At 53.2% G+C, this 24,931-nt stretch carries 11 protein-coding genes; 10 read left to right on the forward strand and 1 reads right to left on the reverse strand.

Features of this window, described 5'->3' with window-relative positions; all coding sequences use genetic code 11:
* The first annotated feature begins 87 nt into the window (after nucleotides 1-87).
* From I8J29_RS19225 to I8J29_RS19270, 10 genes are all read left to right on the forward strand, one after another.
* Nucleotides 88-1,683 (forward strand): bifunctional metallophosphatase/5'-nucleotidase, encoded by a 1,596-nt coding sequence (locus I8J29_RS19225; RefSeq protein ID WP_208849132.1) that lies wholly within the window; start codon nucleotides 88-90, stop codon nucleotides 1,681-1,683.
* 237 nt (nucleotides 1,684-1,920) lie between these two features.
* The gene (locus I8J29_RS19230; RefSeq protein WP_208849133.1) at nucleotides 1,921-7,254 is read left to right on the forward strand and encodes an S-layer homology domain-containing protein; all 5,334 of its coding nucleotides are present in this window, start codon (nucleotides 1,921-1,923) and stop codon (nucleotides 7,252-7,254) included.
* Nucleotides 7,255-7,531: 277 nt separating this feature from the next.
* Complete coding sequence (locus tag I8J29_RS34240) at nucleotides 7,532-10,975, forward strand: fibronectin type III domain-containing protein (RefSeq protein ID WP_208849134.1); 3,444 nt, start codon at nucleotides 7,532-7,534, stop codon at nucleotides 10,973-10,975.
* 208 nt (nucleotides 10,976-11,183) lie between these two features.
* On the forward strand, nucleotides 11,184-11,435 hold the full coding sequence (locus I8J29_RS19240; RefSeq protein WP_208849135.1) for a YolD-like family protein: 252 nt from the start codon (nucleotides 11,184-11,186) through the stop codon (nucleotides 11,433-11,435).
* A 323-nt stretch (nucleotides 11,436-11,758) separates the two neighbouring features.
* Nucleotides 11,759-13,540: a cache domain-containing sensor histidine kinase gene (locus tag I8J29_RS19245; RefSeq protein ID WP_208849136.1), complete on the forward strand. Its 1,782-nt coding sequence runs from the start codon at nucleotides 11,759-11,761 to the stop codon at nucleotides 13,538-13,540.
* Nucleotides 13,533-14,954, forward strand: coding sequence for a response regulator (locus I8J29_RS19250; RefSeq protein WP_208849137.1), 1,422 nt, complete (start codon nucleotides 13,533-13,535; stop codon nucleotides 14,952-14,954). The genes I8J29_RS19245 and I8J29_RS19250 overlap by 8 nt, the downstream gene beginning before the upstream one ends.
* A 229-nt stretch (nucleotides 14,955-15,183) precedes the next feature.
* Nucleotides 15,184-16,095: an ABC transporter permease gene (locus tag I8J29_RS19255; RefSeq protein ID WP_240546325.1), complete on the forward strand. Its 912-nt coding sequence runs from the start codon at nucleotides 15,184-15,186 to the stop codon at nucleotides 16,093-16,095.
* Nucleotides 16,096-16,117: 22 nt separating this feature from the next.
* Complete coding sequence (locus I8J29_RS19260) at nucleotides 16,118-17,023, forward strand: carbohydrate ABC transporter permease (protein WP_208849139.1); 906 nt, start codon at nucleotides 16,118-16,120, stop codon at nucleotides 17,021-17,023.
* A gap of 69 nt (nucleotides 17,024-17,092) precedes the next feature.
* The gene (locus tag I8J29_RS19265; protein ID WP_208849140.1) at nucleotides 17,093-18,820 is read left to right on the forward strand and encodes an extracellular solute-binding protein; all 1,728 of its coding nucleotides are present in this window, start codon (nucleotides 17,093-17,095) and stop codon (nucleotides 18,818-18,820) included.
* Nucleotides 18,808-24,453 carry a DUF6528 family protein gene (locus I8J29_RS19270; protein WP_208849141.1) on the forward strand — a complete coding sequence of 1,882 codons (5,646 nt, stop codon included), beginning with the start codon at nucleotides 18,808-18,810 and terminating at the stop codon, nucleotides 24,451-24,453. The genes I8J29_RS19265 and I8J29_RS19270 overlap by 13 nt, the downstream gene beginning before the upstream one ends.
* 114 nt (nucleotides 24,454-24,567) lie before the next feature.
* On the opposite strand, the gene I8J29_RS19275 is transcribed toward I8J29_RS19270, so the two are convergent.
* Entirely contained in the window at nucleotides 24,568-24,753 is a 186-nt protein-coding gene (locus I8J29_RS19275; RefSeq protein WP_208849142.1) for a hypothetical protein, read from the reverse strand.
* Nucleotides 24,754-24,931 lie beyond the last annotated feature (178 nt).

Genomic DNA, 24,931 nt, shown 5'->3' on the forward strand with positions numbered 1-24,931 from the left:
AGAGGCGAAATGGCGGTGTTGGCGTCATTCTGTGTCGCCATTTCGCCTGTATGCACATCCAAATGCATTGCGCTGGGAGAGGACGAGATGGAAGACCATGAGTGTGAAGTCATACTGCTTGAAACGAGCGATCTTCACGGCGTAGTTTTGCCAAGAAGTTATGCGGATGGAAGCGAGATCGGATATGGCCTCGCCCGCATTGCCGCGATCGTGCGGGAAATTCGGCGGAATGATCCGTATACGCTGTTAATCGATAATGGAGACTGCCTTCAGGGCACTCCGATGACGTATTATCATGCAAAGGTCGACAACACGGCTCCCAATCCGGTTATTGCCTGCATGAACGCTCTCGGATACGACGCAGCCGTACTTGGCAATCATGAATTTAACTATGGCCTGCCGTATTTGCGAAGCGCCGTCGGGGCGTCGGAATTTCCTTGGCTTTCGGCCAATACGATCGATGCCGAAACCGGAGCCCCGCTGTTCGGAAAACCCTATATGATCCGCGAGCTGCCGAACGGCTTGCGAATCGGGGTGTTAGGCTTAACCACGGCTCATATACCGAATTGGGAGCAGCCGCAGCATATTGAAGGCGTTCGGTTCGGGGACGTCGCGGAGGCTGCGCGGCAATGGGTGAACCGCTTAAGGCAGGAAGAGCGGGTTGAAGTAGTGATTTTGTCTTACCACGGCGGCTTAGAACGCGACCCGATAACGGGAGATCCGACGGAGCCGCTTACCGGCGAGAACGTCGGGTACAAAATTTGCGAGCAGGTCGGCGGTATCGACGTACTGCTGACGGGACATCAGCACCGCGCGATTGCCGATTGTGCGATCAATGGCGTTTGCGTCGTTCAGCCTGCGAACGAAGGCCGCTTTTTAGCGAAAGTAACGCTGCAGCTTGCCAAGGGAGAGGGCGGCTGGTCCGTAAAGGGCAGTCGGTCGGAGTTGATCTCCGCAGTGAACTTCCGCCCCGACGAAGCGATTATGCGATGCGTCGAAGAGGTTGAAGCTGCGACGCAAGCATGGCTGGATCAGCCGGTCGGTCTCGTCGAAGGGGACATGACGCTAACATCGCATGCGGACGCCCGGCTGCGCGAACACCCGTTAATCGAATTCATTCATCGCGTGCAAATGGAAGTTTCCGGAGCGGACATTTCCGCCACCGCTTTATTCGACGACCAATCCAAGGGATTTAGCCAATGCGTCACCATGCGCGATATCCTTTCGCATTACGTTTACCCCAATACATTGAAGGTGCTTCGTATTTCGGGGGGCGATCTACGAGCAGCATTGGAAAAGTCCGCGGAATACTTTGCGCTTGATGCCGGAGGCGAAATTGTCGTAAACCCATCCTTCCTGACGCCGAAACCGCAGCATTACAATTACGACATGTGGGAAGGCATTCATTATACGCTGGATATTTCACAGCCGGCCGGCAGGCGGGTGACGAAGCTGGAGCGCAATGGTCAATCCGTTGACGAAGACGAACGATTCGAGGTGGTCATGAATAATTACCGGGCCGGAGGCGGCGGTAATTTTACAATGTTTCGGCATAAGCCCGTCGTGAAGGATATACCGACCGATATGATAGAACTATTAGCTGATTATATCCGGAATGGCGGACGTCTCGTGGCGATGGCAAACCGAAATTGGAGCATTATTAACGGAGAGCGCCATAAATAAGATTACGATCGGAAGGACAATCATCATTTCCCGCAAAGGCCGCGAAAATCGCGGTCTTTGCGTTCGTGTGCTATCCGGCGAAATACTCATAAGAAAATTTACAAATTCGAATAAAAATTTTAACAATAGAAGAGATCTCCTCTCGAATTTAGTTAATCGTTCATAGATAAAATGAATTGTTCATTTAAGGATGATTGTTGAATGCAATCATTTATTTGAAATAAGAGGAGAGTCAACATGAGAAGGTTTAAAAGAAGCAAAAAATGGCCGGCGATGGTGCTGGCGATCGCGACGGTACTGAATCTATCCAGTTTCGGCGCTTTGACTGCCCATGCAGATCCGCTGGGCGAAGCAAACGTCCTGAAAAGCGAGAAGATTTCCTCCGGCGTCAACTTCACCTCGGAGGAATACAATAACTACTATAAAGCGAACAATCGCGTCGTCGTTAACCGTCTGGATATCAATCCGGCCGACTCGAATACGAAGATCATCACCGCCAAGGCGTACGATACCATCAGCGCCGTGGAAACGATCGGCGATCAGGCAAACCGCGAAATTTTGAAAGGCAATCAAGTCATTGCCGGAGTCGACGGAGATTTTTACGATATCGATCCGGCATCCGGAAACCCGCTAGGGTTAATGATGAAGGACGGCGAGCTGATTATCAGCCAGGCGCCGGACGAAAATGCGAGCAATTACCGCACCAGCTTTTATATGGATAACGCCAATAAACCCGGCATTGACCAGATTCATGCCGAAGGTAAATTTTCGGCAGGGGGAACCGATTATGACGTAAACCTGCTTAATCGCAACCAGGCCGTCACAAACGGTTTAGTCCTCCATACGAGCAAACTTACGAAAACGCGTAAAATGACCCATAACTACGCTGCCGACAGAGGCAAATCCGTGTTCGCGCTGATCCGCGTGGGCAACCATTTCGACGGCGTTCATCCGGGGCAAACTTACACGGGTACCGTCGTGAACGTAACGTCCACCGAAGGCTTCGATATACCTGACGATTCCGTCGTTCTGGAAGGCGTAGGCACGTCGCAACCGATCGTACAGGCGTTGGAGCCGAACGCCGAGGTGAGTTTTACATACGATTTGTATGCGGGCAAGGACGCGGACCATCACGATCTCTTGAAGAACGATATCGTGACTTCGCTTACCTCTAACGCTTGGCTTGTCCGTGACGGCGAAGCGGTGACGACCGGCGACCCGGGCGCTAACGCTCGCACGGCATTAGGCATGAAGGCGGACGGAAGCCTTGTCGTGGTAACCGTAGACAAGCCAAGCTCCAGCTATACGGGGAGCGTCGGTACAGGTCTTCCAGATCTTGCGAAATACATGCAAGAAGCGGGAGCCGTCAATGCGCTTAATCTGGACGGCGGCGGTTCAACGGAAATGATCGTACGCCAAGCGGGCAGCGATCGTCCGGTAACGATAAGCCATCCCGGCGACGTCAATGGATCGAGGCTCGTTTCGAGTTCCTTGTTATTCGTCAGCACGGCGACGAAAGGCACGACCGTCGGCAACGTGGTCGTCGATAAGAACGTGACGCTCTATACCGGCTCGAAATACGATTTCTCCTATCGGTTGGCGGATGAATTCGGCAATCCGATCTCCGGCGGCAACGGTCCCGCAACCTGGGCGTCGACCATCGGAAGCGTCGACGCGAACGGCCATTATCTCGCGAATGCCGGCATCGGCGCAGGGAAAGTATCCGCGACGGTCGACGGCGTGAAAGGCAGCGCAGAGGTATCGGTCGTGGATACCGTTTACAATGCGGCCTTTACGAGCAACAACGTGGTCATGATCAACAATCAGCAAAAGCAATTCGGTTTCACCGCGGTCGACGCCTCCGGCAATCAGGTCTACATCGATCCTTCCGTCGCGACGTGGAGCCTTTCCGGCGGCATCGGGGAAGTAGACGCGAACGGACTCGTCTCGACGAACGGGAACGGCGGCACGGGCACGCTGACGGCAACATTCGGACCGTATACGATAACGACGAACGTCACGGTCGGTCCCAAAGAGCAGATTATCGACAACTTCGACACCGTATCGGACGGTACCGGAAGCAATCCGAGCAACTTCCCGATCGAGGGTTACCATTACAGCGGAACGGCCTATCCTACGAACCCGAATGCCGCGAGCAGCCCTTATTTCAGCTTCTCTACGACGATTAAGCATTCGGGAGACCGAAGCTTTAAGATGGATTACGATATGGCCAATTGGAGTAAAGCCGCAAACGGCACGTTGAACTGGATTCCGCATTGGTATAAGGGCGCCAATTGGAGCGATGACCTTGCGGCGGCGATGGACAAGTCCTATAAAACCGATATCTATCCGAAGAAGTTCGGGATTTGGGTATACGGCGACGGCAAAGCGCCTTGGCTCAGAGTCATATTCAAAGACGGTACCAACACGAACAAAACGCTCGATCTGACTACCGAAACCCAAGATATCGATTGGGTTGGCTGGAAATATCTCGAACTCAACATTCCTCAAGGCTGGGCATTGCCGATTCGGCTGAATTACGTCTACATGGCCGAGACGACGAAAACGAAGCCGAACTATTCCGGTTCGATCTATTTCGACGATATGAAATTCATATATACCGACGAAGTTCAAGACATCAGCGGTCCCGTATTCACGAATACGCTGCCTTCGTCGGACGGCGTGTTCAGCAGCACCCTTGATTTCTCGACGACGATCAGCGATAACCTCTCTGGCGTGAAAGAGGACAGCATCATCGTCAAAGTGAACGACGCGCCTCAAGCGTATACGTACGACAAAGATTCGGGCCGTCTTGGCTTCAAACTGGAAAATCTGGCTCAAGGGGATTATCGGGTATACGTGGAAGCCAAAGACGGAGCAGGCAATCCATCCGTTCCTTGGATCGATAGAACGTATCACGTGGACTTGACTCCGGACGAGGAAGCTCCGACGATGACGGACGTAACGCCGACGAAGGACGTCAACGTCAAAATTCCGATGCCAAGGGTCACGTTCAAGCTAGTTGACAGCAAATCGCAAGTGGATCCGGAGAGCATCTCCGTAAGACTGAACAATATCGAATTGCCCGTTTATTACGACGCCGATTCGGGTTGGGGATATGCCGAGCCTGCCGGCAACTTGGCGAATGGCGCATATACCTTAAGAATCAACGCGCGGGATAATGCGGGGAACGCCATGACGACTTACAAGGATCAATTGACGCTCGAAGCGATTCCTCAGCCTGCGGACGGATCGAACTTCAGCATCTCGGTTATTCCGGATACGCAAGGCAACGCGTTTACCCAAAAGCTGTTTAGCCGTGCGGCAGCCGACGATACTTCCTTGGTGATGCACATGGGCGACATCGTCGACGACGGCTCGCAATTGCAGTACGACCAAGCGGACGACTTCACGAAGCTGTTCGGCGCCAAGCCGTTCTTCGTGCTCGCGGGCAACCACGAAGCCTTCAAGAACACGCTGGACCTCTTCTACAAGAAATTCGGCTCCCCGACGCAGCATTTCGAATACGGGGACACGGAAATCATTATGTTGAATACGGCTTATATTCAAAGCATTACCGAGTCGGATCCGACGCAGTTCCACTGGCTGGAGGACGTGCTCGCCAAGAATACGAAGAAGAACGTCCTCGTCTTCCAACATGTCATCACCAGGGACTCTTTCGGTACGGCTCACCAAATGGACCCGGAGGATGCGAAGCGATACGAATCCATTCTCGGCGAGTATAAAAAAGCGCATCCGGACACCGAGATTTACAGCTTGTTCGGACACCTTCATACGCTTCAAACTTGGGACGTAGACGGAGTAAAATACATCATTTCCGGCAATGGCGCGGATAAAACCTATGTCTCGCACGGAGACGGGGATATGCTGGGAAGCGGAAAAATCACGCTTACGGACGGCAAGATGAAATTTACCTACGATCCGCTTCTCACGAAAACGTACATTAAGAACGAAGCCATCATCGGCAATAAGATGAATGCGGTCATCGGTTCCACGGTCCAATTGGATATGTTCGGGGATTTCCGCGAGTATCCGGCCAATTACGTAACCCAAATCAACAATCACGAATTGGTCGGAATCAAGTGGAGCTCCAGTAATGAAGCGTTTGCTTCCGTGGACGAGAATGGCGCGGTGACATCCAAGTCAATCGGTTCTACGGTTATCACGGGAATTTCCGGAGGGAAAGCCAGCTCCGTCACGGTCGAGACGGTAAAGCCGGAGGACGTAAAACCGATGAAGCTCGAATTGTCCGTTCCTGCGGAACCTCAAGTCGGCGACACGTTCATCCCGACGATTAAGGCGACCAACGCGTACGGCGCGGTTTACGCCCTTGACGCGAAGGACGTTGCGTTCAGCTTTAAGAACGGCAAGGCACGCCTGCAAGAGGATGGCGTAATCGTTGCGGATGCCGAAGGCGAAGAAGAAATTACGGCGACGTTTAGCGGGCTGAAGGCGACGGCCGCCACCAAAATCACGGCCAAGCCGACGACGCCTCCGGATCCGGGTAATTCCGGCCCGATCGTGATCGCGCCTCCGACTACGCCGGACGTCGATCTCACCAAGGACAGCGTCGTGAAATCCGACGTCTTCGCGGAACTCGCGAAGGACAAGAACGCGACGATGACGTTCGCGGGCAACGGCTACAAATGGAACGTCAATGGCTCGGACATCACGAATCTCAACGGTGACGTGGACTTGGGCGTCAATGTCAGAAACCAAGCTCCGATAGGGAAAATATCGACCCCAGTTCAAGTCCATGCAAAGAAAATCGTGCTGGGCTTGTCTCTCAACCAAAACGGAACCCTTCCGGGGAAAATGACGCTTGAACTCCCGACGGGCAACGAACAAGCGGGCAAAAAGCTGTTCTTCTACGCGGTAAATTCCGCCGATCAAGCGCCTGCATTCGTAGCCGAGCTGACCGCGGACGAAAACGGAACCGTCGCGATTCCGTTCACCTCCTCGACGTCGGCCGAATACCTGCTCATGACGCAAAAGATCTTGGATTTCAAAGACGCCGATGCGCACTGGGCGAAAGCGGACATCTACTATCTGGTGGGTAAAGACATCGTCAGCGGCGTGAACGACAGCCGGTTTTTGCCGAATAACGCGATCACGCGCGGCGAATTCGTCAAGCTGATCGCCGGAGCGGCCGGAGCGGACGTGTCCGCGTTCACGAAGAGCTCGTTCGCGGACGTCAAGCCGGCAGACTGGTACTCGCCTTACGTCGAATGGGCGAAGCGGAATAACATCGTGCTCGGGGTTCAACCGGATGCGTTTGCGCCGAACGAGAAGATTACGAGGGAACAAATGGCGGTTATCCTCGTAAGACTGTCGGACTTGCTCGGCTATACCTTGGAGGGCAACGCGCAGCCGGTTCATTTCGCGGACGAAGCCAACATTTCCGCCTATGCGCGCGAAGCCGTGAAAAAGGCTCAGCAAGCCGGGATCATAAGCGGCATGCCTAATCATCAGTTTGCGCCGGCGAAGAGCGCAACTAGAGGCGAAGCGGCCAAGATGCTGGCGACGCTGCTCAAAGCCATGGAAAAGTAAAATCAATATTGTCGTCGCGAGTTCATGCGATGATGAGACAAAACGATCGCTTTCCGGCATCTTGGATGCCGGAAAGCGATCGTTTTTGGCAAAAGAAGAGAAATTCGCAAAATGGATAGTCCTGATGAGAAGCTTTCATGCGATGGACAGTGGCTGGCATAACCGGCATGAGCGATACTCCAAGAGAAGGGGGGGATGAAGAGCAGCAGGGCAGTTTGCATACCCATCGTCATGGATCAGTCAGCAGTCGAGCCAATCGAAGAGGAGCTGAAGATTGATGTGGAAGGTATTGGACAGAAAGCGAGGGCGGAAGCTGGGCAGCGCGCTGCTCGCATTCGCGACGCTGCTTCCGTTTGTTCCGGCACCGGCCGCGTATGCGGCGACGTTAAATGTAACCGCTTACGGAGCGAACGGCGGCGATACGGCCGATGACCTGCAGGGCATCACGAGCGCCATCGCGGCCGCGGCGAGCGGCGATACGGTTTATTTTCCGGCCGGCACGTATTATATCACCGGCTCAATCACGGCGAAGTCGGGCATCAAGCTAATCGGGCAAAGCAAGGACACAACGATCATCAAATACAGCGGCACGACGGACAATAACATGATTTCGCTCAGCAACACGTCGAACGTCGAAGTCGCCCAGTTGACCCTGGACGGCAACAGCAACGCGCATGTCGTCTCCGGCATTTGGGGCGAGCCTGGCAGCGGGCACAACATTCATCATAATATCATCAAGGACCTCGTTAAATCCGACGGCTTCGCGCCGTTCGGCATTCTGCTCTCGGGGACGGACAACGCGGCAATCACGGACAATACATTTACCAATATCGGCGTGAATTCCGAGTGGGGCGGCGCGATCCGTGCCGGCTGGAATTCCAACGGTACGAAGATTTTGCGCAACACGATCGCCAACACGGGACGCGGCGGCATTTTCGCCAACGACACCTGCAACAACGTTGAAGTGAAGAACAATACGATCACCGGTTCGGGCCTGCACGAGCACGGCCTTTCGATCGAGCTGCACACCAACTGCAATTACTCGGTCATCGAGGACAACAACGTCGATCACTGGATCAGCGCCGTACGCTCCAATAATATCGCGGTTAGACGCAACACGGTCCACGCGACCGACGGCACCGTGCAGGGCATGGGGCTGGAAGTCATGGTCACGCACGGCGTCACGACCGACAATCTCGTCGACGGCGGCCAGCAGGTCGGCATGCAGCAATCGCCGGGTACCGGCTACCAATATTGGGGCTACAACACGGTGCAAAACATCGTCATGTGGGGGATGCAGCTGCAGGGCGCGGATACCGGAGAAACGGAACAATACCAATACTTCTATAAGAACACGTTCAAGAACGGTCCGATCGGCAATCCGGCAGCCGCCTATCCCGGCTACGACGGCAACGCCGTCCGGATTCACGGCAACTCGCAGAATCTGACGTTCGACAGCAACCAAATTATTAATAACGGCCGTAAGGCGATCGAAATCACGACCGCTTCCGGTACGGACCGGCTCAGCTTTATCAATAACGTCATTACCGGCAACGGTGGCCCTTCGATCGATCAGTATCCGTCCTCGGCAGCAGACTTGGAGTGGAGCAATAACACGGTCAGCGGCAACGGCACCAACACGCAGCTGGTCAGCCGGGGCTTCGGGGATCCGAAGCCGGTGGCGAACTTTAGCGCGCCGCTCAGCGTCCAACTGGGTCAGCCGATCACGTTCGCGAACGCGTCCACGGACAACGGCACGATCGCTGAAAACCTATGGGATCTCGGCGAAGGACCGCCGGTCAACGCAGCCAGCCCGACGTATACGTACCAGAAGGCGGGCACGTATCGCGTGACGCTCGTCGTCTGGGATAACGGCGGCCGCGCGAGCCTCAAGGAGCAGACGGTGAACGTCTTCACCGGCCCGCCGGATACGCAGGCGCCGACGGCGCCGACGCTGACATCGCCGTCCAAATCCAACGTGACCGTCGATCTCTCGTGGTCGGGCTCGACCGATAACGTCGGCGTCGTCGGCTACGAGGTTTACAAGGGCGGCACGCTCATCGGTTCCACGACGGGCGCGTCGACCTACACCGCGACAGGCCTCACGCCAAGCACGGCCTATAGCTTCACGGTCAAAGCGAAGGACGCGGCGGGCAATGCGTCGGCAGCCAGCAATACCGTGAATGTCACCACGGCCGCAGGCGATACGCAGGCGCCGACGGCACCGACGAACCTAACCTCGACCGGCAAGACGGACACGAGCGTCAGCTTGTCTTGGTCTGCGTCGTCCGACAACGTGGGGGTTACCGGCTATAACGTCTATAACGGCACCGCGTTGGCCGGCACTACGACGGGGGCGGGCGGCACGACATTCACGGCTAGCGGACTTGCGCCGAACACGGCTTACACGTTCGCGGTCAAAGCGAAAGATGCATCGAATAACGTCTCTGCCGCCAGCAACAGCGTCACCGTTACGACGGATCCGCTCGCGAACTGGACGCTGTGCGCGGGCGAGAACAACACGTGCAGCTTCACCGGCACGAAGCAGGTACGCTTCGGAGCGAATGGCAGCTACTTCTACGGCACGTACACGAACTCCGTCATGTGCTCGACGAACCAGTTCGGAGATCCGGCACCGGGCTATTATAAAACCTGCGAGGTCAACTTGGCCGGCGGCACGGGAGATACCCAAGCACCGACGGCGCCGACGAACCTGACGTCGCCGTCGAAGACGTCTACGAGCGTCAACCTGTCCTGGACGGCGTCCACCGACAATGTCGCGGTGACCGGCTATAACATTTATAACGGATCGACGCTCGCAGGATCAGCAGCGTCCGGCACGACATTCTCCGTCACCGGCCTGACGGCGGGAACGGCATATACCTTCACGGTCAAAGCGAAGGACGCGGCCGGAAATGTCTCGTCCGCCAGCAATGCGCTGAGCGTCACGACGAGTACCGTCGGCGACACGCAGGCTCCGAGCGCTCCGAGCAGCCTGACCTCGCCGTCGAAGACGGCGACAAGCGTCAGCCTCTCGTGGACCGCGTCCACCGATAACGTCGGGGTCGCCGGTTACGACGTGTACAGCGGCAGCACGCTTGCCGGCACGACCTCTGGCACGACATTCACGGTCAGCGGATTAACCGCGAACACGGCGTATACCTTCACGGTCAAAGCGAAGGACGCGGCCGGAAATGTCTCGTCCGCCAGCAATGCGCTGAACGTCACGACCAGCGCGTCTTCGGGCGGAAGCGGATACGTCGCGCGGGAGTATTGGACGGGAATCTCGGGTTCGTCGGTAACGGCGATTCCAACCGGAACGACGCCAAGCGGAACGGAAACGCTGACCAGCCTTGAGGGCCCAACGAATTGGGCGGACAATTACGGCGACCGCATCCGCGGTTACATTACGCCGCCGACGACCGGCACGTATACGTTCTATATCGCCGGCGACGACGAAAGCCAGTTTTACCTCAGCACGAACAATAGCCCATCGAATAAAGCCTTGATTGCGTACGAATATGAATATGCGGGCGTCCGCGAGTGGAACAAACATACGACGCAGCAGTCCGCGGCGATCACCTTGACGGCCGGACAGCCGTATTATTTTGAAATTCTCCACAAAGAAGGCGGAAGCGGCGATAACCTTGCGGTCGGCTGGACCGGACCGGGCATTTCGTCGATCACGGTCATCGGCGGGTCGTACTTGTCCGCTTACTGATTGCTTTAGCGGTCGTTGGAGAACGCTTAACGCGGCATGACCGCGTTGAGCGTTTTTTTTTTGTGAGTGCGCGCGCATTCAGGGCGTACCGGATACGATGGAATCCCGCGGCTCGCAGCGCAGCGCGTACCTCAGATAAATACCTTTCCCAATCGAGCCGTTCATATTATGATAGAGCTTCAAGATATGAAGCGAAGGCGTGACGAATATGGCTAAAGCGAAAGTACCGAAGAGACCTACCAGAGACGAATTCGTGCTGGAGGAGATAGGAAATCAGCTGGTCGAGGCCTTTCAGGAAGAATCCGTGATTCTGCTGACCGTTTGGGGAAGGGAAGAGAGCGTGCGGGGACAAATCATAGCGATGGATTCCAGGACGGGCAAGGTCCATATGCAAACGGCAGACGGATTGGACAAGGTCCCTTTCATGGATATCATGAGCATGAATTATCCGAGGGATTGAGTTGGTCTGCCTAAGTAAGCTGCGTTTGCAAGTGCGCGACAAAACATGCCGGGTGACATGACATTACCCCGAAGCTGCGGAAATCGCGGCTTTTTTTTATGACATCAAGTTGTCAAAAAAATCAAATGGCAGGAACTTGATCACACGCCGAGTTGATTGCTGGTGAAGAGGCATTGACCGCCGCGTTCGCTTTACATAAGATTCACCTTCAATTAATACTCTGAACTTTCATGAGCGTTAGCATGAAGAAGGCTCTTAACAAGTGAAGTCATACGATTACCGACTGCGGAATGCAGCAACCATGGTGGATGTCAATGTGGATCATGAATAAGATCGGAACAAAAAAACAGTTTGTTTTCATCTGCATATTTAGCATATTTGTCTTGATTGTCTCCTCCGCCTTCATCATTTCCGCGTATACCCGAATCATTCTCCATAATGCCATCGAACATATCGACGGGGTTGAGAAGGAATTTCAGGATGAATTTTCGAAGAATCTGGACGCCGTCGATCAATTGGTTAACGGCTTGGTTATCAATCCCACCATTAAAGATTACTTAACGGAAACATCGACCTATCAGAAGTATTTGGTCGCGTCGGAGCTCGTGGATTACTTTATCAGCTTAAGCGGCCTACAGGCGGCGATCGTGGATATTTCCGTCTTTCGACCGGATGGAGGCAAGATTAGCTACTACTCCCCCGCTAATGCCGAGCCCGATTATTTGGACGTACTACAAGACAAGCCTTATGCCTATAACATGGGCATGATTCGATACGGCACGTCGGAAACAAAGCTGATGCTGGTGGGATCCTCCGTATTCGACCACAAGATCATCAATTCCCGGACCAACGACGATCCGCTGCTTGGCACTGTAGTAGTCGCCGTAGATCCCAGTATGCTAAGCCAACGGTTGAATAGCTTCTTAGATACGGATACGATCCGCTACATGGTTATAGACAGAGGCGGGAATGTTGTTCTCGGAAATATCGGCGATAACGATCTCAGGGATCGGCAGCTGATGGAAGCGATAGAGAAGGCGAAGAACGACAGGAAGCCATTGGAAACGAAGCAATACCGAATCAAATCGGATGAGATCGCCATTAACGGCGGCTCCATCCTTACGATCATCGATAAGGGCGCAATGTTTCGGCCCGTGCAAAAGTCATTATTATCCAGCGGCGGTATTTTGGGCTGCGCCATCATCCTTCTTGTGGTCATGTACATCGCGGCGGCGAGATCCATTATTCGGCCCATCGATTATTTGATTCGCTTCTTGCGGGGAATGCGCCATGATGATATCGGCAATCTACAGGAACGAATACCGGCCGTAGGGAATCGCGACGCCGTTCTCCTGTATACGGCATTCAATCATATGCTTGGCGAGATCCATGAGCTGACGCATCGGCTCATTGCAAACAATACGCTGCTTTATCAGAGCGAAATCGCGCAGAAGCAGTCGGAAATCGCGCTGTTACGGTCACAGATCAATCCGCATTTTTTGTACAATACGCTTGAAGTGATCCGATCGATCTCCGTCATTACGAGGGTTCCCGAGATCGAACAAACGACAAAATCGCTCGCGAAAATCATGCGCTATAGCATTAAAGGCTATGATAACGTAAGTCTTGCCGAGGAAATGTCCATTGTGAAGGACTATATCAACATTCAGAATGCGCGGTTTAAAGACCGGTTCGTGACGGAGTTTATCGTGGACGAAGCGGCTTATGCATGCGTCATTCCTAAAATGTGTTTGCAGCCTGTAGTGGAAAATGCATTCGTCCATGGACTGGAATTGCTCCCTGGCAGCGGAAGGCTCAAAATTACGGCAGAAAAGAAAGACGACATGACATTACGGATTACCGTCGAGGACAACGGCCCCGGAATGGATGAAGATCTCTTGCGACAAATCAACGAGCAACTAAGCACAAACGCTTTTATGGCACATTCCTCCCATGTGACGGGAATCGGTCTCGTGAATGTGAATGCCCGAATACGGATGGTACAGCCCAATGGCGATTATGGCATTCGAATCGGCAGCCGGGCGGGAGAAGGAACCAAGGTGACGATAACCTTTTTCTTGGAGGAGCTGAAAAAAGGTGTTTAAAGTTTTTTTGGCCGACGATGAGCCGTACATTTTGGAAGCTTTGAAAATAGGCATACCTTGGGAAAAATACGGCTTTACGGTTTGCGGAACGGCCGGCGACGGGCAAAGCGCATTCGAAACCATCGTGAAATTACGGCCTGATCTCGTTTTTACGGATATCAAGATGCCCTGTTCGGATGGCTTGGAGTTGACGTCTCGCATAAAAGAACGGTTTCCAGAAACGATATGTATCATCATAAGCGGGTATGCCGAGTTTGAATATGCCCGAACCGCGATTAGCTTCGGTGTAGACGGATATTCCTTGAAGCCTATCGAAGAAGAGGAAATCATAGAGCATCTCAGAAAATCCAACGAACTATTAATGAACCGGTCAAAGGCGAAAACCAACGAATATTTTCTGGACGTGATTGAAAATAACGATAAAGGGACGTTTAACGAGAAATTCGCAAGCGATAAAACGTGGTTTATCCTTTCCAACGGTGGCAGAATGACTGCTTTGGAGCACCGGAGCGGGGTTATTTACTGTAAAATCGCGAAAAAACAATGGTTATACCTAACCGATGCCCCTTATTCGGAAGAATCGTTGGACAAATTTGCGGGAGAAGAGGTTCTCGGGGTCGGCGTTTTAGAATACGACAGGCATACATCCGAGTTAGCGGCCTGCGTCAATGAGGTTGTCATTCGTTCTTATGGTTACTTTATGACGGCGCGAGGTCGGGTCAGGCTGGCACAATATAATGAAAACGAAATACGCCGTTACCAATGGACCCTGGGTTATCTAGCGCAGCAAGTACAACATAAGGATGCGGCCGCGGCCGAACAAACATTGAAAGCCCTGTCCGCCATGATGGAAACCGTCAGCATCGCGGAAATGACGCGATCTTTCAGGGTGCTGGAAGTTTTATCCGGTCATGAAGCCGAAAATACGGACGATGAGTGTTTGGCGGAGGGCGGAATGTCGCTTTTAGCGGAAAAATGGGAGAGCGGCCGAGCGTTTTTGGCGTACTTTCAAGAGGCCATTAGAAGTCTTCTGTATCCGGCAAGCAGCAAGGCTGCCCGATATCCGGCTAACGCTTTGATTTCCGATGTCCTTTTTTATCTTCGGGAGCATAGCAAAGAAACGATTAAGCTCGATGATTTGTCCGCTCGTTTCCATATCAATCAGGCCTATCTCTCGAAGCTATTCAAAAAAGAAATCGGGGTAACGCCCGCAAAGTACATGACGCAATTAAAAATGGAAAAGGCCTGCTCCCTTCTGGCCGGAACAAATCTGAGCATCAATGACGTGGCTCAGGAAGTCGGGTATGAAGATTACCTGTATTTTAGAAAAGTATTCAAGAATACGCTGGGGATTACCCCCTCGGCCTTTCGCGGCAAGCAGATTCCGCCGATGAAATCCCTGGTCAAATTATAACGGGGAGCGTGAACCGCCTTCGACGTTTCCCCGCACTCTACCCCGAAGATCCGCCAATCGGCGGAAGTTGGTACCTCTCGCAAATCACCGAACGTTTCACTCGCGACTACACTCGCCAATGCGTCCACGGCGAGTTTTTTTACATAAATCTGAGCGGATTTTTCTATACGAAACCAAAACGCGGTTAGCTACAATGAAGGCATCAAGGGTGAGGAGGCTTGTAATTGGCTTGCACAAAAAAAGACTGAAGCTGGAGCTTCGCAAAAATTACGATTTGTATATCATGATTTTGCCGCTGATCCTGTATTATGCCGTTTTTTATTTTTGGCCCCTTTACGGCATTCAAGTCTCATTCAGAGACTACATACCGTCCTTAGGCTTTGCCGGCAGTCCGTTTGTCGGGCTGAAGCACTTTGAAAATTTCTTTGCGTTGTCGACAAGCTGGACGCTGATCCTAAATACGCTTCGGATCAGCGCATTGACGCTCTTGTTCTCGTTTCCGGTGCCGATTATTTTGGCCTTGATGCTGAATGCCCTTGGACATCGGAAATTAAGAAGGCTTGTTCAGACGGTCATCTTTGCCCCCCATTTCGTTTCCATCGTGGTTGTCGTGGGCATGTTGAATGTCTTTTTAAACAGTCAGGTGGGCGTCGTCAATCAGCTGATCGAAAGGCTGGGTATGGAGAAGATCGACTTCATGAACAGCGCCGCTTCTTTCATCCCGGTTTATATTTTGTCGGGGCTGTGGAGTAACGCCGGCTGGAGCACCATCATATACACGGGTGCGCTAACGTCAATTGATAGCGAGTTATATGAAGCGGCCACGATCGACGGCGCCTCCAAATTTCAGACCATTCGTTATATCGATTTACCGGCGATTATCCCTACGATGTCCATCATCTTCATTATGGACATCGGGCATTTGATGAGCGTCGGATGGGAGAAGGTCTACCTGATGCAGAACTCGCTAAACCTGTCGGTGAGCGAGATCATTTCGACCTATACCTACAAAACGGGTATTCTTCACGGCCAGGTTTCGTATTCTGCCGCCATCGGCCTGTTCAATTCCGTCGTCAATGTCGTTCTTTTATTATTCGCGAACAAACTGACCAAGAAATTGTCCAATACGGGAATTTGGTAGAGGGAGCAAAGGAAGGAATGCTATGCGGTTTCTGACGGTTGATCGAAATAGCGACAGCGTATTCAAGCTGACGAACGCGTTGTTGATTGTGGCGTTCGCGGCCGCCGTCTTTTATCCGATTTACCTGGTCGCGATTGCGGCGGTCAGCACGCCGAGGGAAGTCATGAACGGGAACGTGTTGTTTTGGCCGACGGGGAATAATTTCAGCGGTTTCCAGCGCGTATTTAGCGATGCTTCCATTCTCCGAAGCTATGTCAATACCGTTTTCTATACGGCCGTGGGAACGGCCATTAATCTGGTTATTACCTTGACGAGCGCCTTTGTATTGACCAGGAAAGATTTTCTGCTTAGGAAACCTATCAATTTGCTCATTGTGTGTACGATGTTCTTCAGCGGCGGCATGATTCCAACCTTTCTTGTGGTCAGACAGCTCCATATGCTGGATACGATCTGGTCGCTGGTGCTGCCGGGAGCCGTCTCCGCATGGAATCTAATCGTAGCCAGAACGTTTTTTACCACAACCATACCGGCAGAGCTGCATGATGCGGCAAGCATCGACGGCTGCAGCAACTTTAAGTTTTATGTAAAGGTTGTCCTTCCCACATCGTCAACGGTCATTGCGGTCATCGGATTATTTTATGCGGTGGAGCATTGGAATTCCTATTGGAGCGCGCTTCTGTACATGCGGTCACCGGAAAAATACCCGCTGCAGCTTGTGTTGCGCGACATTTTATTGCAAAGCCAAATTTCCGTGCAAATGCTTCAGGGCGACGTGAATGACGGGAATACGATGGCGCGCATGCTGGAAATTGCCGAATCCGTTAAGTATGTCGTAGCGCTCGTGGCTTGTTTGCCTATTATGCTGGTGTTCCCGTTCGTAGATAAATATTTTGTGAGAGGCATTATGGTGGGAGCGATCAAAGGCTAGTCGACGCATGATTTTAAGACAAATTGTCTTGGAATAGAAGTGCCACATTGGGTAGGGAGGAAACGATTCATGAATCCGAGAAGACCGCTAGCCGTCCTTACGTCCGCCGCGGTGCTGGGCATGCTCGCCGCTTGCGCTAACGGGGGCGAAAATACCGGCGCCAGCAACACGGAAACGAGCGCTGCAGCAGCGAACAACAGCGGCCAAACAACCGAAAACGGCAGAACGCTGGAGGGGAATCTGTACCTAGGAGAAGGGCTTCCGATCGTGAAAGAGCCCGTTGACTATTCCATGATGATTTCCTATACGCTGGGGAAAAGAGACCCCAACGATATGGCGCTCTACAAGGAAAGGGATGAAAAAACGGGGGTCCGTATTTCCTATGATTACGTCCTGGCTACGGCTGTCAATGAAAGAAAAGCCACTGCGCTCGCATCCGACGATATGCCGGATATGATCGCAAACATCCTGACGAACGATGATATCAGTACCTACGGCGGGTCAGGCATGCTGGTTGAACTCGATGATTACATGGACAAGTATATGCCGCGCCTTAAGAAAATGTTGGCCGATAATCCCGAGGTGGAAAAGGCATCCCGCACGCCTGACGGCAAATTATACGGGTTCCCGGCTCCCAATGCCTATTCCCTCTGGCCGGGAGACGGAAAATATATTCGCACGTCCCAATTAATCAATAAAAAGTGGCTGGACGAGCTCGGGCTTGCCATGCCGGAAACGACCGACGATCTGGTTAACGTTCTGACGGCATTCCGGGATAAAGACCCTAATCACAACGGGAAGCAAGATGAAATTCCTTATTCTTTCCAATATTCCGATACATGGGCGGGGAATTTCGGCGAAACCGTCTTCGGTCCGTTCGGCGTCATTGGACCGGGAACGAATAAATTCATTCAAGACGGCAAAACGGTATTGGCCATTCAGGCAAACGGCTATAAAGAAGCGATTACTTATGCCAAAAAGCTGTATGCCGACGGGCTGATCGATCCGGAAGCGTTTACGCAGGACGCATCCCGCTACCGGGCGAAAGGAAGCGCCGAGACGCCCGTGTACGGACTGTTGAACGGATGGACCGGAGATTTGGAAGTCGGCCCTACGCGCATCGGCATGGAGACCTCCGACACGGTGGAATACGTTCCGCTGCCTCCGTTGAAAGGCCCGGCCGGTACCCGGCTGTGGAATAACAGCATCTCCGGTCTCAACACAAACCGTTTGGTTATCACGACGTCGGCCAAAAATCCCGAAGTACTGATGCGTTACGTGGATGAAATGTACGAAGCGGACAATTCCATTCAGGAAGTCTATGGCATGTTCGATCATCAGACCAAAAAGTTGGGAGACGGAAAATGGCAGGGAATCCAAAGTCCCGAAGGATGGAATGGAGAAGAATGGCTAAGGGATACGACGACCCGCGTCCTTCCCAGCTATATCTCCAATGAGATGGCGGAGAACTTCCTGGGTCCCGAAACGCCGGCGAAGCCGGATGGCGAAACGAAAAAGGACAGTTTGAAATACCGGTTTGCCGAGGTCTTCGCACCGTACGCGATGGATGCGGGCAACGTGTATCCTCCGGTTATGATGTCCCGGGAGGAAGCCGAAGAGATTGCCCGGATTTTGCCGCAAATCGAAAATGCGATCAAGGAACAGGAAGTGAAATGGATTACGAATAAAGGCGACATTACGACCGAATATGACGGCTTCATGAAGAAGCTGGACGGATTGCAGCTTCCAAGATTGATGGAGATTTACCAAGGCGCGTATGAGAGATGGATCAAATAAACCGCGGACTTGAAGGCGCGACGAAAAGGGAGCGTACCATGCAAAAAATGAATAAAGAAAAATGGGTGAAACCGTTGTTGAGCATCATCATGTTATTTTCATTAATCGTGACGGTTATCCCGCCGGTCACGACGGCATCGGCCGAATCGGCCGAGGAAGCAATAAGCCTTGCTGGTAACGGCACGCCGCAAGATCCGTTTCAAATCGGCAACGAAGAGGAATTATTGTTCGCCGTCGCCAAAATGAATGCCAACGACGCGACTTACAGCAGTTCGAAGGCTTATGCTTTGGTCAATGAAATTACGTTGACTCAAAATTTCCCGATGATTAACGTTTTCAGCGGGATGTTCGACGGCCAAGGCCATAAGATCGTTGGGTTGAATATAGCAGTGCCTAGCGGCGTGACGGGCAATGCCGGGTTTATAAAACAAGCCAAGGGCAGTGCGTTAATAAAAGACCTGATTCTTGAGAATGCTTCGCTTACTCGCAGCTTCTCGTCGTTGGTCAGAACGCAGGACGGGATCCTTGTCGGTTATTTAAGCGAGCAAAGCATGGTATCCGGCGTTCAGGTCACCGGCTCGATTGCCGTGACGGTTAACGGGGCTGCGGGCGATAACGATCATGTGGTCGGCGGCATTGTGGGCTCAGCCTATACCGGCACGGCCAACGGAACGGTCATCGAGGATAGTTTCTTCAACGGGAGCGTTAAGCTGGATGGCGACGTTGCCTTTAAAGTCGCTCAGGTAGGTGGGATCGTCGGGTTTACAACGAATACGGTCGTACGTCGCAACATCGCGATGGGAGACATCTATAATCAGGTCACCCCAACCGCTAACGCGACCTACTTCAACGCAGCGCTGGTTGCGGGATTACTGTCGGCCAACTCGACGCTCCAAAACAACGTGGCCTACGAAGGGACGATTCATTACAAATGGGATGTCTTAACGGGCAGCGCCGCCAATAAAGACATTGGCAGCCTCTACGGCAATACGCTGACGACCGTCATCGGCGGCAACAACCTTGCGAACGAAGACATTCAGATGCAGCGGGACGAGGGAGCGGATCAGAACCCATCCCGGATTACAACGAAGCCTAACGCCGGCAATGTGATCCATGCATCGATTACGCCCAAGACGCTTGCAGAGCTTACGCAGCAAAGCGCCTATGAAGCGACTGGCTGGGACTTCAACACCCGCTGGAAGATGGACGCCGAGAACGGATATCCCGTTTTGACGTTTGAGGAAGATCCATCCGGTTATCAGCTTTTTGGCGACGGCAGCGCAGCCGACCCTTTTCAAATCGAGAATGAACAAGATTTGTTGTTTGCCGTGCAAAAAATGAATGATAACGACATCATTTACAGAAATTCGAAGTCTTACGTCCTGACCGACGATATTGCGCTGAGTCAGACCTTCCCGATGATAGACACCTTCAGCGGCGTTTTCGACGGGCGAGGACATAAACTTACCGGACTGAAGATCGTAGCCGGCGATACGGGGGGCAATGTCGGGTTTATCCGAACAAGCTCCGGCAACGCGCTAATTAAAGACTTGATTATTGAGGATGCATCGGTGACTCGCGTGCTAACGTCGGCGGTAAGATCGCAAGACGGAATCCTTGTGGGGTACTTAAGCCAGACCAGCCGGATATCCGGCGTTCAGATCACCGGCTCGATTGCCGTGACGGTTAACGGGGCTGCGGGAGATCATGATCATGCGGTCGGCGGAATCGTAGGCTCGGCCTATACCACCACGGCCAACGGAACGGTCATCGAGGATAGTTTCTTCAACGGAACCGTTAAGCTGGATGGCGACGCAGCGTTTAAAGTCGCTCAGGCAGGCGGAATTGCCGGGAATACGACCAATACCGTGTTGCGTCGCAACATCGCGATGGGAGACATCTATAACCGGGTCACTCCCGCCGCTAACGCGACCTACTTCAACGCAGCGCTGGTTGCGGGATTCTTGTCGGCCAACTCGACCCTTCAAAACAACGTGGCCTATGAAGGGACGATTCATTACGAATGGGATGTCTTAACGGGCAGCGCCGCCGATAAAGACCTTGGCAGTCTCTATGGCAATACGCTTACGACCGTATTAGGCGGCAATAACCTTGCTAGCGAAGATATTATGATGCAGCGGGAAGAGGGAGCGGATCAGAATCCATCCCGGATTACAACGAAGCCTAACGCCGGCAACGTCATCCATGCATCGATTACGCCCAAGACGCATGCAGAGCTTGCGCAGCAAAGCAACTACGAGGCGATCAACTGGGATTTTGACACCCGGTGGAAGATGGACGCCGAGAAAGGGTATCCCGTCTTGCGGTTTACCAGTGACGGCCAGGAGCATGAAAAGCCGCTGTACACCATCGCGACATTCTCCGATATGCACCTTGACTATGGCTTGCAAGATAAGGATGACACGATCCGGGAGCAGACCCGCAAAGCGATGGCAAAAATCAAAGCGGAAGAAAACCCCGACGTCGTGCTGGTGTCCGGCGATACGATCAGCACCCATGGAGCACCCGTATGGGATACGGAAACGGTAAACAAAGCGACCTCGCAAATCACGCAAGCTTTCGAAGACACAAGCAAAGACGGCAAAGTGCTCTATGTCAATGGAAACCATGATTACGAGGTTGGCCTTACGCAATACAACTCTGGCGCATACATCGACAAAGCGATGCGCGAAGGCGTTGGAGCGTACAAGGACGTTTTGTATGAAGATGCCGACCGGCAGTCCAATCTGTTGGCCTATCATTACGAGATCGACGGCATTCATTTTATCGGGATGAGTACGCCTTATAACGGCGACGGAGCCATAAACGAGTACCTCTACAAGCCGGAGGCGGTTGAATGGGTGGAAACCATTCTGGCTGGCATCGGCCAAGAACAACCCGTCATCCTGTTGGGGCACTATGGGTTCCTGGATTCTCGGGGATTGACGCCCGACTATGGGATCAGCGACAGCAACGGGATGAACACCAAATTGAAAAACGTGCTGCTCAAGTATCCTAATCTGCTTTACGTTTACGGTCATGACCACGGAGGTCCGACGGCGTTTATTGAAAGGGATACCTACGAACGCGTGACGCCTTATAATGCGGACGGCAGCATCGAGGCGACCCGCAACGCCCGCTCGAGCGGTTTTGTATCCGAATTTGGCGGCTCATTGAGCTATTATAACAATCGCTTCAACCCGGGATGGCTTTCGGCCTTACAGCCTCAGGTCGTGCAGTCGCTCATGATTTATGTCTATGCCGATCATTACGAACTGCAAATGAAGAACTACGGCGAACAGACGGGGGCGGTGGAGACGCCGCGATCCTACAAAATTCCGTTCAAGTTTTTCATGACTTCTCCCGAGTACGCCATTGATAGAGTCCGAGGCACGATCACCAACATTGCCCATAAGACGACGGTTGGCGATTTCATTAAAGGGATGGACAATGCCGGCGAAATCAAAGTTTATGACCTTGAAGGTACCGAGATTACGGACGCGAGCCGCTTTATCCGGTCGGACATGACCGTCAAGCGCATCGTGAACGGCACCGAAGGCGATTCCTTGCGGGTGATGGTCAACAAAGCCGCCGCAAACGCCGACGGTCCTAAACCGCTGGATATCGTACCTTCCTCTGCGGACACGGAGATGGTGGCAGGCGTGGACCAGAAAGACAATAAGATTGTGGTCTACAAGCAAAACCGTCCGGACTGGAACGACGGCGATGCCGTTGTATGGAGCTGGAGCCCCACTGCTAAGCTGGGATTCAGAAATATAGACAAATATACAAACGCCAGCGACGCGAAACTGCGCTACAGCGATTTTTACGGCGGGTATGTGGCGATTACCACCGCCTCCGGAGGCTTTGTGGGCATTATAGACTATGAAACGAAAGAGAGTCTGTTTTCCCGTAATACGATTGTAGAAAACAACCCGCATTCCATCGAACTGCTGCCGGATGGCAATATTGCCGTCGCGAGCAGCACGGGCAATACGCTCACCGTATACGCGGCTTCTCAGGGCGACAGCAGCGGCTACTATTCCCAAGTGACCTTGCCCGGCGCTCACGGCGTGACGTGGGATCCGAAGCGGAACGTGCTCTGGGCCATCGGAGATTATCAGGTGGTCGGGTATGCTGTCACCGGGACAGTAGAGCGGCCTGTTTTGACGCCGCGAGAGGACTTAGCGTATGATCTTCCTCCTGCCCAAGGGGATACCGGAGCGTGGGGCCACGATTTGTACCCGGTTTACGGGAACGATGACCTGTATTGGGTAGTCACCGGCGACAATGTATTCCAATTTGATGCGGCCGCGGGCACCGTCACAACGGAATTCGAGGGTTACGATGATCTTTACAGCAGGAACATCAAATCCATCGGCAACCAACCGTTTTCCGGCACCGTTATCCGCGCGGTACCGAACGAGTTGCTGAATCCCAACTGGAACACCGAGAAGGTGGATATCTTCCAGCCGGACGGCCAGGGAGGCTATACGCAAGAACAGCGGATCCAGAACAGGGAGACGTTTTACAAAGCGCGCGTTTGGTATTATGCATATCAGTCAGCCGAACCCGACGGTCCGGTCGTGACTCCGCCGGTCGTGACTCCGCCGGTCGTAACTCGACCGGACGTCGATCTCACCAAGGACAGCGTCGTGAAATCCGCTGTCTTCGCGGAACTCGCGAAGGACAAGAACGCGACGATGACGTTCGCGGGCAACGGCTACAAATGGAACGTCAATGGCTCGGACATCACGAATCCCAACGGTGACGCGGACTTGGGCGTCAATGTCAGAAACCAAGCTCCGATAGGGAAAATATCGACCCCTGTTCAAGTCCATGCAAAGAAAATCGTGCTGGGCTTGTCTCTCAACCAAAACGGAGCCCTTCCGGGGAAAATGACGCTTGAACTCCCGACGGGCAACGAACAAGCGGGCAAAAAGCTGTTCTTCTACGCGGTAAATTCCGCCGATCAAGCGCCTGCATTCGTAGCCGAGCTGACCGCGGACGAAAACGGAACCGTCGCGATTCCGTTCACCTCCTCGACGTCGGCCGAATACCTGCTCATGACGCAAAAGATCTTGGATTTCAAAGACGCCGATGCGCACTGGGCGAAAGCAGACATCTACTATCTGGTGGGTAAAGACATGATCAGCGGAGTTAACGACAGCCAGTTCTTGCCGAATAACGCGATCACGCGCGGCGAATTCGTCAAGCTGATCGCCGGAGCGGCCGGAGCGGACGTGTCCGCGTTCACGAAGAGCTCGTTCGCGGACGTCAAGCCGGCAGACTGGTACTCGCCTTATGTCGAATGGGCGAAGCGGAATAACATCGTGCTCGGGGTTCAACCGGATGCGTTTGCGCCGAACGAGAAGATTACGAGGGAACAAATGGCGGTTATCCTCGTAAGACTGTCGGACTTGCTCGGCTATACCTTGGAGGGCAGCGCGCAGCCGATTCATTTCGCGGACGAAGCCAACATTTCCGCCTATGCGCGCGAAGCCGTGAAAAAGGCTCAGCAAGCCGGGATCATAAGCGGCATGCCTAATCATCAGTTTGCGCCGGCGAAGAGCGCAACAAGAGGCGAAGCGGCCAAGATGCTGGCGACGCTGCTCAAAGCCATGGAAAAGTAAAATCAATATAGTCGTTGCTAGTTCATGCGAAGATGAAACAAAACGATCGCTTTCCGGCATCTTGAATGCCGGGGAGCGATCGTTTTTGGCTTTTATACATGGCCGGAGGCCGCCTTAGCGTTTTTGGACGTTTTTGCCGCCTTTTTTGGCGTTCTGTCCGCCTTCGTTCGCGTACGTGCCGATGTTGCGGTTGATTTGCGCGTTGCCGCTCGCCCGCTGGTACACCGTGATGTGCTTGTTGACGGTGATGAAGTAGACCGAGATATGCTTGCCTTCGCGTTTTACCCGTTTCCTGACCATTCGTCATAACCTCCATGCCCGGACTTCGTACAGCATATGAGCGACGGTCGGACTTGCTTATGCCGATGCCCCGTTCCCGGCAAGATGGGTGCCAAGGCGAGGCGAACGGCGCGGGAGGGCATCCGGTGCGTGCTTTTCGGCGGAATGGGGTAAGTAGTCCTCAAAACCGGAAAAGGAG

Source organism: Paenibacillus artemisiicola (assembly GCF_017652985.1).
In the GTDB taxonomy this organism is placed as follows: Bacteria; Bacillota; Bacilli; order Paenibacillales; family Paenibacillaceae; genus Paenibacillus_Z; species Paenibacillus_Z artemisiicola.

Coding starts and splice junctions, on each gene's coding strand:
- I8J29_RS19265 (WP_208849140.1), top strand. CDS start 17,093: ATGAATCCGAGAAGACCGCTAGCCGTCCTTACGTCCGCCGCGGTGCTG.
- I8J29_RS19245 (WP_208849136.1), top strand. CDS start 11,759: ATGAATAAGATCGGAACAAAAAAACAGTTTGTTTTCATCTGCATATTT.
- I8J29_RS19270 (WP_208849141.1), top strand. CDS start 18,808: ATGGATCAAATAAACCGCGGACTTGAAGGCGCGACGAAAAGGGAGCGT.
- I8J29_RS19230 (WP_208849133.1), top strand. CDS start 1,921: ATGAGAAGGTTTAAAAGAAGCAAAAAATGGCCGGCGATGGTGCTGGCG.
- I8J29_RS19225 (WP_208849132.1), top strand. CDS start 88: ATGGAAGACCATGAGTGTGAAGTCATACTGCTTGAAACGAGCGATCTT.
- I8J29_RS19260 (WP_208849139.1), top strand. CDS start 16,118: ATGCGGTTTCTGACGGTTGATCGAAATAGCGACAGCGTATTCAAGCTG.
- I8J29_RS19275 (WP_208849142.1), bottom strand. CDS start 24,753: ATGGTCAGGAAACGGGTAAAACGCGAAGGCAAGCATATCTCGGTCTAC.
- I8J29_RS19240 (WP_208849135.1), top strand. CDS start 11,184: ATGGCTAAAGCGAAAGTACCGAAGAGACCTACCAGAGACGAATTCGTG.
- I8J29_RS34240 (WP_208849134.1), top strand. CDS start 7,532: ATGTGGAAGGTATTGGACAGAAAGCGAGGGCGGAAGCTGGGCAGCGCG.